This is a genomic window from Pseudoalteromonas sp. G4 (assembly GCF_028875915.1).
In the GTDB taxonomy this organism is placed as follows: Bacteria; Pseudomonadota; Gammaproteobacteria; order Enterobacterales; family Alteromonadaceae; genus Pseudoalteromonas.
In genome coordinates, this window is the sequence record NZ_JAPEHW010000006.1 from 53,180 (window position 1) to 66,229 (window position 13,050).

At 35.4% G+C, this 13,050-nt stretch carries 13 protein-coding genes; 7 read left to right on the forward strand and 6 right to left on the reverse strand.

Annotated features, from left to right (window positions below; genetic code table 11):
• Positions 1 to 249 precede the first annotated feature (249 nt).
• Genes ON073_RS04275 through ON073_RS04300 form a run of 6 tightly spaced genes read left to right on the forward strand, consistent with a single transcriptional unit; the run spans position 250 to position 7,152 of the window.
• The gene (locus tag ON073_RS04275) at positions 250 to 1,653 is read left to right on the forward strand and encodes a hypothetical protein (RefSeq protein WP_274760625.1); all 1,404 of its coding nucleotides are present in this window, start codon (positions 250 to 252) and stop codon (positions 1,651 to 1,653) included.
• 55 nt (positions 1,654 to 1,708) lie between these two features.
• A complete protein-coding gene (locus ON073_RS04280) occupies positions 1,709 to 2,263 on the forward strand; it encodes a hypothetical protein (RefSeq protein WP_274760626.1) in 555 nt (184 codons plus the stop codon).
• A gap of 8 nt (positions 2,264 to 2,271) precedes the next feature.
• Complete coding sequence (rfbA, locus tag ON073_RS04285; protein ID WP_274760627.1) at positions 2,272 to 3,147, forward strand: glucose-1-phosphate thymidylyltransferase RfbA; 876 nt, start codon at positions 2,272 to 2,274, stop codon at positions 3,145 to 3,147.
• Positions 3,140 to 4,219, forward strand: a complete 1,080-nt coding sequence (gene rfbB, locus ON073_RS04290) for a dTDP-glucose 4,6-dehydratase (RefSeq protein WP_274760628.1) — start codon at positions 3,140 to 3,142, stop codon at positions 4,217 to 4,219. The genes rfbA and rfbB overlap by 8 nt, the downstream gene beginning before the upstream one ends.
• Before the next feature lie 9 nt (positions 4,220 to 4,228).
• Complete coding sequence (locus ON073_RS04295) at positions 4,229 to 6,058, forward strand: hypothetical protein (RefSeq protein ID WP_274760629.1); 1,830 nt, start codon at positions 4,229 to 4,231, stop codon at positions 6,056 to 6,058.
• 2 nt (positions 6,059 to 6,060) lie between these two features.
• Entirely contained in the window at positions 6,061 to 7,152 is a 1,092-nt protein-coding gene (locus ON073_RS04300) for an FkbM family methyltransferase (RefSeq protein WP_274760630.1), read from the forward strand.
• Here ON073_RS04300 and ON073_RS04305 read toward each other — a convergent pair whose 3' ends face one another.
• The 5 genes from ON073_RS04305 to ON073_RS04325 are packed head-to-tail and all read right to left on the reverse strand — an operon-like array spanning position 7,153 to position 11,798.
• Positions 7,153 to 7,389: an acyl carrier protein gene (locus ON073_RS04305; protein ID WP_274760631.1), complete on the reverse strand. Its 237-nt coding sequence runs from the start codon at positions 7,387 to 7,389 to the stop codon at positions 7,153 to 7,155.
• Positions 7,379 to 8,521 carry a Gfo/Idh/MocA family protein gene (locus ON073_RS04310; RefSeq protein WP_274760632.1) on the reverse strand — a complete coding sequence of 381 codons (1,143 nt, stop codon included), beginning with the start codon at positions 8,519 to 8,521 and terminating at the stop codon, positions 7,379 to 7,381. The genes ON073_RS04305 and ON073_RS04310 overlap by 11 nt, the downstream gene beginning before the upstream one ends.
• Position 8,522: 1 nt before the next feature.
• Positions 8,523 to 10,052, reverse strand: a complete 1,530-nt coding sequence (locus tag ON073_RS04315) for a class I adenylate-forming enzyme family protein (RefSeq protein WP_274760633.1) — start codon at positions 10,050 to 10,052, stop codon at positions 8,523 to 8,525.
• 1 nt (position 10,053) lies between these two features.
• On the reverse strand, positions 10,054 to 10,719 hold the full coding sequence (locus ON073_RS04320) for a hypothetical protein (RefSeq protein ID WP_274760634.1): 666 nt from the start codon (positions 10,717 to 10,719) through the stop codon (positions 10,054 to 10,056).
• Entirely contained in the window at positions 10,719 to 11,798 is a 1,080-nt protein-coding gene (locus tag ON073_RS04325; RefSeq protein ID WP_274760635.1) for a DegT/DnrJ/EryC1/StrS family aminotransferase, read from the reverse strand. Before ON073_RS04325 ends, ON073_RS04320 begins: the two co-directional genes overlap by 1 nt.
• A gap of 66 nt (positions 11,799 to 11,864) precedes the next feature.
• On the opposite strand from ON073_RS04325, the gene ON073_RS04330 reads away from it, so the two are divergent.
• Positions 11,865 to 12,554 carry a hypothetical protein gene (locus ON073_RS04330; protein WP_274760636.1) on the forward strand — a complete coding sequence of 230 codons (690 nt, stop codon included), beginning with the start codon at positions 11,865 to 11,867 and terminating at the stop codon, positions 12,552 to 12,554.
• Here ON073_RS04330 and ON073_RS04335 read toward each other — a convergent pair.
• The gene (locus ON073_RS04335; protein WP_274760637.1) at positions 12,551 to 13,045 is read right to left on the reverse strand and encodes a DUF2919 family protein; all 495 of its coding nucleotides are present in this window, start codon (positions 13,043 to 13,045) and stop codon (positions 12,551 to 12,553) included. The genes ON073_RS04330 and ON073_RS04335 overlap by 4 nt on opposite strands.
• Between the last annotated feature and the right edge of the window lie 5 nt (positions 13,046 to 13,050).

Sequence of the window (13,050 nt, forward strand, 5' to 3'; positions counted from 1 at the left end):
GTTTTTACCCAATAAATTATTTGTATAAGTATAATAAGTTGCAAATGTGTGTTTAAGAAAGCCCAATGTAAATAAAAATAAATATTGGTTGCTTCTAAAGCAAAAAACAAAGAGTTAACACTTGACATGTTTAAGTGTTACACTTAAATTTGCAATGATTCGACACTACTCCTGTCGAAATAATAAAATCTTGGTGCATTGAAACTCCAATCAGTGCATCAGTTTCATGAAACTAGGAGAATGGAAAAAATGAAACTATTCAATAAAGCGCTAGTAGCTTCTGCTGTTCTTGGTGCGTTTTCTGCTCACGCAGTAGACGTTTCAAGTGCTAAAATTAAACTATCTGAAGAAGGTGTTGCTGCGGGTAACTCTGGTGCAGTTGGTAATGCAACAAATAACCTTGTTCTTGATTTTGTAGTAGGCGCGCTTACTCCAGCATCTTCTTTCATTGAACTTGAGTTCAGTGAAGGTGTTGACTGGTCAAACGTAACTATTCAAGAGTCATCAATCGACAATGATGTAACTAACGGTGAAGGTAATGTTAACCTAGCTGACGGTAACATGACATTTGATTACGGTACAGGTTCTTTCACCTTTGATAACGTTGCACTAGATACTTCAGAAAAGAAAGATGTTCTTTCTTTCAAAGTAAACCTAGGTAACCCATTAGTTGCTAACTCAGCATTCCGTCTAACTGTTGCTGATTTAACTGCTGGTACAAATGACATCGAGATTACTGGTTCAGAAGAAGTTTGTTATACTTCTTTCCAAAATAATTCAGGTGAGAAAGGTGACGTAATCGAAACTGGTTGTGTTGCAATCTCTGAATTAGAGTCTCAGTACTCTTTCACTGTTTCTACAGAGTGGGATGGTATTATCGAGCGTGTTGAGCAAATCACTTTCGTTAAAGACGGTGACACTGATAATGCAAACAACGATACATTAACTTACAAAATTTCTTCTAACGAATCTCTACCAGCAGCTATTGAAGATGCTGATGCTGAAATTAAGTTTGCAGGTAACTTCGAAGATTTAGATGGTACTAACTTCACTGTTAACCACAATGCAGGTGGTGCAACACCAACTGCTACTGTAAACGGTGATGAAGATGCTGTTAACTTTACTTTAGCTGATGGCGATTTCGCAGTAGACGGTACTGTTGAAAGTGGTACTGTTACATTTAGCTCTTCTAACGCAACAGTAATCCCTGTAACTGGTGAAATTGTTGCAACTGCAACTTTCACAGATGGCACAGATAACTTTAAAGTTATCACTGATGATGCTGGTCAGTGGGCACTAGATGCAGTAGTTATCAATGTTCCTTACTTCCCAGTTAACTTCTCAGGTGTTGTATCACAAGTACACATTGCTAACGAAGCAAACACAACTGCTGATGTTATCGTTTCTGCAATCGATGACCAAGGTGTTGAGTACGGTCCATTAGACCTAGGTTCAGACCTTGCTGCTAACACTGTAAACCGTGTTAAAGCTGCTGACCTTGCTGCTTTATTCTCAATTACTGATAGCCGTAAACTAAGCGTAACATTCAACATCGATGCTGATGCTGATGACGTTGCTGCTAACGCTACAGTACAAAGTTCAACTGGTCGTTCTGAAGTTTCTAACTCTCAGTACAAAGTTGACGGTAAGTAATAGTTATATTACATTAAAGCCCGGTTTATACCGGGCTTTTTTTTTGCAGGAAATAATGAAATATAAATTTTTAATACTTACCCCTATTCTATTTTCAAGTTTTTATACTTCAGCTAAAGATCTGTGTGGTGTTGGTGTTGAGTTTAAAAATTCCCCCAGAGTAGCGCGCAATACACACTCCTTGTCAGAATCGATTAGTTTATTTACAAAACAGTATAAGGCTAGAGCTGTTATTAAGGGTGAGACGGTTGTTTATAGCGTTAATTGTCAAACGCTAAATGGTGCTGATTACACTGGAAATGCAGAGGAAGTTGCAGGCTATGTACAAAGCTCCCTCTCACAGTTGAAGCAAAAAGGATTTAAAGACTTTAGCGTAGAAAAGTTAGAAGCAACCAATTTATCTTACCAAGGTAAACTGCCATTTCACTTTTATAAAATTAAGGCGCTAAATCAAGATTTACAACCATTTGAGTATCTAAACTTATACTTGTTTGATAAACAATTAAATACGATCTACATAACCAGCGTGGCTGGATTACAAAGTACTTCAGATTTAAATTTAAAAGAGTTTGAATTCACCATTAATTCACTCAAAATACAAAATAATTAGGTTTTAAGATGAAAGGGATTATTTTAGCCGGGGGAACAGGTAGCCGGTTATATCCACTCACCGCAGTGCTCAGTAAACAATTAATGCCTGTTTATGATAAACCAATGATTTATTACCCGCTTGCTACCTTAATGCAGGCGGGAATTAAAGATATATTAATAATTTCAACTGAGCAGGATTTACCCTCATTCAAGAAGCTACTTAATGATGGCAGTCAGCTGGGTATAAAATTATCCTATCAAGTTCAACATGAACCTAAAGGGCTTGCTCATGCACTCATTATTGCAGAAAATTTCATAAAAAATGATAATTTTGCAATGATTCTTGGTGACAATCTATTTTATGGACAAACTCTACCAACAAATTTACTAAAAGCAGCAAATAGAACATCGGGTTGTACTATTTTTGGTTATCATGTCGCGCACCCTGAAAATTATGGCGTTGTGGAATTTGACAGAGCAGGGATTGTTAAATCTATCGTGGAAAAACCACAACAGCCAAAATCGCATTTTGCTATACCAGGAATTTACTTTTTTGACTCGCAAGCTGTTGGTTTTGCCAAAAACGTAGTCTTGAGTGAGCGTGGCGAGCTAGAAATTGTAGATGTGCTCAAACAGTATTTAACAAAGCAAGAGCTAAACGTTGAGATTATGGGGCGAGGTATTGCATGGTTAGATACAGGTACTCATGCTGATTTACTAGCCGCAAGCCAATTTATTGAAACTATTGATAATCGTCAAGGCTTAAAAATAAACTGCCCTGAAGAGCAAGCTTTTAGAAATGGTTGGATTGATGCAGCACAGCTAAAAGCAATAGCTGAACCTTTAATGAAAAGTGGTTACGGCGCATATTTACTAAATATTTTACAAGAGACAGATGTCTAAATTAATAATAAAAAACATTTTAGTAACAGGTGGAGCTGGTTTTATTGGCTCTAACTTTGTTGATTATTGGCTTAAGAACAATCAAGGTAATGTGATAGTTTTAGACCTGCTAACCTACGCAGGTAATTTAAGCAGCCTTTCAAAGTTCAAATCAAACGAGCGTTTTTCTTTTTATCAAGGTGATATTGCCGATAAAGAATTAGTTGGTGAACTGCTCGCAAAGCATGAGATTAACTGTATTGTAAACTTTGCTGCCGAATCACATGTAGATCGTTCGATTTCTGGAGCTACACCTTTTATTTTTACAAATATTGTTGGTACATTTGAATTATTAGAATGCGCAAAACAGTTTTGGTTAACGCACCCAAATTTTAAAGAAAATCATCGTTTTCATCACATTTCAACCGATGAGGTCTATGGCAGTTTAACAAGTGATGATGCACCATTTAAAGAGTCAAACCAATATCAACCTAATTCGCCTTATTCTGCTTCTAAAGCCTCATCAGACCATCTTGTAAGGGCTTACCACCACACATATGGTTTAAATGTTACTACGTCTAATTGTTCAAATAACTATGGTCCACTGCATTTTCCAGAAAAACTAATACCGTTAGCGATACTTAATATTTTGCATGATAAGCCAATTCCAGTTTATGGAAATGGCCAGCAAATAAGAGATTGGTTATTTGTTGATGATCATTGTTTAGGCATTGATTTGATTTTGCAAAAAGGCATCGTTGGGGAAACGTATAATATCGGTGGTAACAATGAGTTGAAGAATATCGACTTAATACACCGATTATGTGAATTGATGAACTATAAGTTTGCCAATAATGCATCTTTAGAAGCACAGTATCCAAATGCTTTAAGTGCAATTAATGGGCAAAGTGAGAAACTAATAACATTTGTTCAAGATAGACCGGGCCATGATGTACGCTATGCCATCGATGCATCAAAAGCAATGGATGAACTTGGTTATTGCCCAAATTATAACTTTTCAAATGCTTTGGAAACTACAGTTAATTGGTATTTAAATAATAATAATTGGTGGCTACCACTTTACCATCAATAAGGAAATAAAATGTCTCAAACACCTATTTCATTGTCAGAATTAGACTATTTAATAAACTTAAAGAAATATGACGCGGCAGAGAAGTTATTGATAGAACTTTTTAATGGCCAAATGTTATATAAACTGAACTTTAACCAAGCACCAGCCGGAAGAGAGCTTAATAAAGAGCAGCTTGATTTGGAGTCATACCAATTAGTAGAGCGTTTGGCAGTATTATTAACGCAATTACTTTCTGATGAAAAGTATGTCTATTCTAGTAAAATGCTTACTTATTTTTTGCAAAATAAGCGATTAATAAATTTTACATTTGCAGCAAGCTCTTATCAAAATACAGATCATATTATCCGCAACTTAGGCTTGGATAAAAAAACACAACATACCAAACAAGATATTTTACGACTGATGGTGCTTTATATTCCAAGCTCTAATATTGAAATGCCTTGGGATTTGTTAATCAAGCATTTACCCTCTGAAGCTGCACAAACATACTTAGGCGTAATGAGTTGTACTACTGTTCTGTTAAGTCAAAAGGTACTAAGTACATTAAATAAGTTGAGTGCAATGGCTAAAAAGCTACCTCCGCTGACAGTTTCATCACCTAAGTCTCTCGAGGCAATGATGGGAGCTTATTTTCATGTGAGTAATTTTACAGGAGAAGAAAAGTACAATTACAAAAAATGGGCTGCAAAAACGCTCGAAAAGTCAATGGCGAACTTCTTATCGAATGACTTGAAAAAGCAGATCAGTACTTTAAGTGGAGATGGAGTTATTGATGGAAAACCTGTCGTAGTCGTTTTCAATGAGGTTTATAGACCACAACATGCAATGTATCGTTGCTGGCATGCGATGATATCTCAATTAAAAAATAGATTTTTTGTAATCGGTGTATCTGCAGAAAAGCAATTGACTGAAACCTCTGAGCTTGATTTTGATAAGGTTATTAAATTCGATGAGCCGTATGACTTTGAATCGTATTTACCTGAGATTATTGCTCACAACCCTCAAATCGTGTTATACCCTTCAATAGGTATGTCGACTTGGGTGCCTTTACTAGCAACGCAGAGATTAGCGCCAAAACAAATTATGTGTGGTGGTCACCCATCGAGTAGTTATATAGAAAACGTAGACTACTTCTTTATGGACAATTTAGGTCGAACTGCAGAGCATTGGAACTCAATACTCTCTGAAGAAGTGCTTGAAATGCCAGAAGGTGTCACCAAAATGCACATCCGAGAGTTTGAAAAAGTTAATAAAGAATATGACGACTCAGAGTGTAATATTCTTATTAATGGTGTTGTGCAAAAAATTACGAGCGATTTAGTTGATGTTTGTCAGAAGATAACTGAGCAAAGCCAGAAAAAAGTTAAATTCCATATGTTTATGGCAACGTCAAAACAAGACTTAGAATATTTTGCAATGACATCAATGATTAGGCGCCTAATCCCAAATAGTGTTGTTCATAACTATGCTCCTTATAGTGAGTATATGGGAATTATTTCGCAGTGTGATTTTGCGATTCCAACACTTCCGTTTGGTGGTGCAAACAGTAATATAGATTTACTGCTGCTAAATATGCCTAAGCTATTTATTTTAGATGACTCTGATATTTCTGGTGCAACTGATTATCAAATTTGGAGTGGTTTAGGGTATCTTGGTGGGCTGTGTAACTCAGTTGAAGAGTTAACAAATAAAGCGATAGAGCTTGTGAATAATTATAATGCTTTAAATAAAATGCGTGATGAAATACGTAATGTTGACTTAAGTAAGGTAACATCTTCAGAAGGCTCTGAAGGAGATGTAAGAATGTTAGCTGCGATCACGAAACTGTTGGAGTCATAAGAGTGTTAATTAATACAGTAAAAGAATTTTTAGAAGATTGGAATAATGGCGCTTCTAAACTACCTAAAAAATTTGAAGACTTTTTGGATTTAGATATCTATGCGTTTGGAATTAATGAGCAATCCCAAAGTTTAGCTGAGGCTGTATCTCTTAAAGGGTATATAGATGATTTTACTTCAGAAGAAGAACATAATGGCCAACCAATTATTAAGCTTGAAAATTTAGCTACTAATAAAAATGATTTTATAGTTATTAATTGTGTGTTAAATGCTAAGCCTCGCACTGCTATTAAGCGTCTAGAGAGTGTTGGAATCAAAAACTTTTTTAATTATTCAGAGCTAAATAAAGCCTATAAAGAGATTTCGCTCCCCGAGTTTGTTGAGCAAACGAGGTCTAGTTTACTAAATAGGGGGAGTGAGTGGGTGGAATTATATGATAGGTTGAATGATAATGCTTCTCGAAAAGTATTGAAAGATGTTCTCAGGTACCGTGTATCAGGCGACCCAAGCTTATTATCTGAATATGACTTTAGACCAAAAGATCAATATTTTGAAGATTTTATGGAATATTCTGAAGAAGTCTTTGTTGATGCTGGCGGGTTTACTGGGGATACAACTGAAGAGTTTTGCTTGCGTTACCCTGATTATAAAAAGGTTTACTTGTTTGAACCTAACCCTAATAATTTAAAACTTGCCAAAGAGCGCTTAACTAATTTTTCAGATATTGAGTTTATAGAAAAAGGTGTTTCAGATACTGAAACTGTTTTACGTTTTTTTGAGGATGGCTCTGCATCGATTGTTAGTGATAATGGCGATATTTCGATTCCTGTAGTCCCTATTGATTCAGCAATTAAGAGCGAAATATCCTTAATTAAAATGGATTTAGAGGGTTGGGAATCTCATGCGTTAAAAGGTGCCGAGAAGCACATTTTAGAAGATCACCCAAAACTTGCTATTGCTGTATATCATCATCCAAATGACTTTCTTGATTTATCAAAGCAAATTTTAAATATTCGTGACGATTACGATATTTATTTAAGGCATTATACAGAAAGTTGGATAGAAACAATTATGTACTTCAAACCGAAAAGCTGACTATTTAGTCAGCTTTTTTTCAATCATGTTTGTTAATCCTTGAAGGGTCTTAAAGTCACTACTTCCCAGCTCAGCTTCATCAAAATCAATTTCAAACTCATCCTCTAGTTCCATTACAAATCGCATGATAGTCATGGAGTCAAAAATGCCACTTTCTATGTAATTTTCGATTAGTTCAGATGGTGATAGTTTATTTGCTACCGCTTTTATTTTGGTTAGTACGTCATTATTCGTCATAAGAAATTTGCTCGCAGTATTTTGATTTTGCTGATTTAACCATTGCATCAAGCATTAGAAAGCTTTGCTTCGTTGGCTCTAAACCATACTCTTTACTTACATGGTCCTTAGTGCCTTGTTTGAAATTAACAATAGATGCAGCGAAGTCAGTATAAATGTTTGCAAAGGCTTCAATAAAACCAGAAGGATGACCAGGCTTAAAACGATTGTATGTCGGTTCATTCCCTACAGTACAAATTCCTCCTCGCTCAATGATTTCTTGTTTCCCGTCGACGTAGCTTAACTTCAAATATTCTGAATCTGCTTGATACCAAAATGCGGAACCTTTATCGCCATATAAGCTTATCTTTAAACCATTCTTATGGCCTAAAGAAGACTTACTTACCCAGTATCTGCATTTCAAATTATCCTGATACTCAGCCGTAGCTGAGGCATCGTCAATTATTCCTTCAAACCAACCAAAGGAGTTGTGCTCAGCACTTACATTTAAAGGTCTTTTCCCTGTTAAATAATAAACTAGATGTTGCAAGTGAACGGTAAGGTCAAGGTGGATAGTGGGGATTTCACCGTCTTCAAGTCGCCACTTCTGCGGACATGGCTTAGAGCCATTATCTAGTAAGCGAGAAAAGCCCTCTTGTGGCATTTCAATCTGAATATGGTGAATCTTACCTAATTCATCTTTCTCAATGCGGTTCTTTAACTCTCTAACCATTGGGTAACCTGAGTAGTTATAGGTTACAGCTAGGTAGCCATTGTTCTCTTTTACAGCATTTTCGATACTTTTAAAGGCAGCTAGAGAGTTTGTAAGCGCTTTTTCACATATTACAGGTATGTTATTTTCAATGGCATAAATTACCATTTTTTCATGTAAAGGTGTGGGTGTAAGTATAACAATCGCGTCAATATGACCTTTCTCACTTAAAATTAAGTTTTGCCAACAATCATATGTGTGCTGGGGCTTTACACCGTACTTTTGTGCAGTTTTCTTGTTAATATCTTCTTGTTGGCTAAAAGCTCCAGCAACTAATTCAAAGTTGCCATCAAGGTGAGATGCGCAATAGTGTGCATAACCTACAGCTGAGTTAAGACCTCCACCGATGAATGCAATTTTTAATGGTTCGGAATAGTCCATTCTAATTTACCTGATAATTAAATGATGTATGCTTGCTAGGGTCTTGTTCTATTATCTTATTAGCAAGTTCTTCTAACTTATATCTTTCTATTTTACCCAGAGCAGTTTTGGGAAACTCATCAAATATAACATAATGCCTAGGTTGTTGTGCATCAGATAAGTTTTTCATGCAATATCGGCTGATTTTTTTTAAGTTAATATCTTTAAGCTTTGGTTTTAATGCTACTGCAACGACCTCTCCTAATCGTTCATCCTGCATTGGAAATGCATAGCATTCATTTATTTCATCTAGCTCATTTAGTAGTGCATCAATGTCATTTGGGTAGACATTTATACCACCCGTTATTATGACATCCTTGCTTCTACCCAAATAGAATAGGTTTCCCTTTTCGTCTAAGTAACCTAGATCTCCCGTTTTAAAATAACCATCATGAAATGCTTCACGCGTCTTCTCAGGTAAATTAAAGTAGCCACTAAACATCATCGGGGTTTTACATATAATTTCACCCTGGCTATTCTCATTGGCAAAACCGCCATTCGGAGCTAAAATTTTCACATCAACTCCCTCAATTGCGGTACCAACAGTTGGTAAGCTTTTTTCAGGTGAAAACTTCACATTGGTCGCAATTGCAATTTCAGAAGTTCCATAGCACTCATGAAATTCACAGGATAATAGTTCTATCAATTGAAGCTTTGTGTGTGTGTCAAGCAACGCTGAAGATGACACTAAACATCGTAATGTTGAAAAGTCAGCATCATAGTTACGCTGATAATTTATAATCTGTTTTAGCTGCGACGAGACGGCAATTGTAAATGTCACTCGTAGAGTCGAGATTCGTTCCACCCACTTTGCAATATCAAACTTACTCATAATCACAGCTGTACCACCACTTAATAAAGAGACAAATAAAAGCCGTTCAGCTAATGAGTGGTAGAGCGGTGTAGCGATTAATGTAATATCTGACGCAGTAACATTGTAAAGCTTGATTGCTGCTTTGGCTCGTTCAATTTTTACACCTTGTGTTAATACTATAGGTTTAGGATTGCCCGTTGAGCCAGATGTCATTGTAAGAATTAGGGCTTTGTTATGAGAATCAGAAAAATCATCTCCTAAAGCTGTTCTCTTCTGTGTTAGCTCATCGCTGTTAATACTAGAGATAGAAATGTTGTTTAAGTGGTCTGGGTAATTATTGAAATTTTTCGTAAATGGTTCCGTAATGACATGCTTTATAGGTAAGCTTTTAAGAGTGTTACTCAAGGTGTTCACAGGTGTATTTGTCATCAATGGAACAAGTGTTAAGTTCATATCTGCAGCTACAAGGGTTAGTAACACAAACTCCAAATTATTTGGTAAAACGATACCAATAAAGTCATCACTTTGTACTTGAAGTTCAGTTGTTAGGTAGTATTTTACTTGTTCTGCACGTTCATATAATTCAGCATAGCTATAACGTTTGTCATCAATAATGACTGCTATTTTGTTTTCTTGCCCTAAATAGGCTTGCTGTATTTGGTGAATAAGGCGAGACATATTATAACTCACTTATTTTTAAGAATTTTTTACTTTTAAATGGAAACACTTCTCCAGCTTCGGAGATTGTTACGCTGTGAGGGAGGGTATTTTTGTTTACTAGGGTATTAGCACCGATGTAGCTGTATGGCATTACTTGAATGTTGTGTGCTACGCATGAGTTAATACCCATGAAGGTATTTTCAGATAGTGTAACTGAACCAGCTAACGTTACTCCCGAATTGAGCCATGAGTTATCGCCAATTTTACAATCGTGCCCAATATTTACCCCTGATGAAATAAAAACATTATTGCCGATCTGGGTATCACAATGGATGGAAGTATTTTCAAAAATAACAGTGTTTAAACCAAAGGATAGGTTTTCATGTATCTCAATTGAAGGATGAATAAATGAGGTTAGCTCATACCCAAGTTCTATGGCTTTATTGAAAATTCGAGCTCGAATATCGTTCATTTCACTATAACCCACAGCAATAATCATTTTGAATGGTAGGTTGATAACTGAATGAAGAGTTTCAAATTCATAGATGGGTTTATCGTAAAGAAACTGTTCTTGAGTAAATAAACTATTTTCGATTGCAAAACCTAAAATATTATAGTGTTTTTTCAAATACGAGTAGTAAGTTCTAGCCATACTAGAATTACCATAAATAATTAAGTTTTCCATTAGCTTTCTTTTATTATTTTACAAATAGTATTTACTTGAACGTTTGACAATTGTGAACTTAGAGGTAAGCACAATACCGATGATGCTATTTTATTACATGTTGATGGAATTGAAAGTGATGACAAAAATTTTAAATTGCTAGGGTCAAAATAGTGACGGGCATAAATATTATTAGCTGCTAATTTAGATTTGATATTTAAAAGTTGCTTCTTAGATTCACATTTTATTGGAAAATACATGGGGGTAACAGTGTTATCGTAGCTTGCGTGTTGAAATAAGAAAAAGTCTTCTAAATTTTGCTTATATAGTGCTATTAATTTCTTTCTAATATTGATTAGCTCTTCTATCTCTTTACTAACACATAATCCCATAGCAGCATGAAACTCAGATAGCTTTGCATTTATCCCTGGTTCATTAACTATGCCATTATCATCTTGTCCAAAGTTGATAAGCTTTTTAGCTCTCTCAAAATCTTCTTTGTATTTAAAGGTGATAACACCCCCTTCAACACTGTGAAGTAGTTTTGTTGCATGTAAACTTACACAGTGAATATCACCAAATTCAAAGATGGAGCGTTCTTTATAGGTTGAGAAAGGCGCATGGGCAGAATCGTAAATAACAGGTACACCATATTTTCTTGACAAGAAATCAAACGCTTCCATATCGCAAGGCATACCAAAGATATTGACAGGAACAATTGCATCAATAGCGCCTTGTTTTAATCTGTCTTCAGTTTTGTTTGGGCAAAGGTTCCAAGTGTGTTTGTCTATATCACAAAACTCAAATTCAATATTCTCCCAAGCGAGAGCGGTCGTTGTTGCTGCAAATGTAAAAGGGGTTGTTATTACTTTTTTGTTTGTAAGGTTTTTTAGTTTATAGGCAACTTGTAGAGCAAGGGTACCATTACTAACTAAGAGTAAATGTTCACTCTTAAAGAGTTTCTTTAGCTCCGTAGTGAACTCTTGATAAAGAGGGCCATTGTTAGTAAGCCACTTATTCTGATAAATACTTTCAAGACACTGATTAAAAGTTTGTTTATTTGGTAAATAAGGCTCTGTTACTAAAATTTTTTTGTTCATGTGCATTTTCTTTTAGCGTAGAGGATAAGGTATTATATTTCTTTTTACCGTATTGTGACTATAAAAATGCCGAATTTAACAATTATTCACAAAGAATTGCATGAAAGCATGACAGAGAGTGCTGGTTTTTATCATATTAATTATAAAGATGGGAGAAAAAGCTCGCTACCTAAAGATGCGTTTATTAACTGGCAAGGAGTAACTCCAGACTATGGTAATATTCATATTGGTATTCAGTCAGGGCTAGGCTTTGGCTCAAAAATTAAGTTTGACAATAATATCCAAAAAATTGTGTTAGGGAATTATTTTGCTTGCGGCAGTGAGTGTAGATTTGTATTGAATGGAATGCATAACACAAACACACCTTCTTTAGCAGTTTTGGGTACTATTCCAGGTTTTGAAAGTCAACCAGTAGAAATCCTAGGAGATACTATACTTGGTAATGATATCTGGTTTGGGGATCAGGTTTTTGTGATGGGTGGTGTAACTATTGGAAATGGTTGCGTCGTTGGTGCGAGAACAGTTATACCGCCTAGAAAAAAGTTAGAACCTTATGGTGTGTATGTTGGTAACTCGGCAAAACTAATAAAACATAGATTCCCTGTAAGTATTATTGAAAGATTAGAAAAATTAAAGTGGTATGATAAACCTCTTAGTTGGCTTAATAGTCATAAAGACTTTATGCACACTGATTTGAATGAAGATATAGGTAAAAGTATTGAAATGCTTGATGAGTTATTAAAAGAAGATAGCTAGCTATCCTCTTTTAATAAGGCCTTTTCTTTTGATAATTGCTCAAAATAGGCCATGCTTCTTTTTGATAGTAATAAGATAATGATTAAAATTACTTGTAAAAAGATTACTTTAACTTGTGGCGAATTAAAAAAATGTTTTACTGCAAAAAGCTGTGAAACTGAAAATGATATTTCAGCCACAAGTTGCATTGAGCATGCAATAAAAAGAGCTTTTTTGACTTTTAAGTAGTCTTCAACCTCGCCAATAGTGAGCATTACCAAAGTCACTAAAGGAATAACTGATAATGCAATGGCAATATAAAGCTGAGATTGTTCAGGATATATTAAATTTAAAACCTTCGCTCCACCTTCTCTAGAGGCAATTGATGCAATAAATAGTAAAAGCCCTTTCGCCATAAATATAAGATTGGCAAATATGATTAGCGAAGGTTTTAACCAACTTGTTTCGTTAAACGCTGTTAGTGGAAGTTTTTTTAATTCTTCTTTATTCATAAATT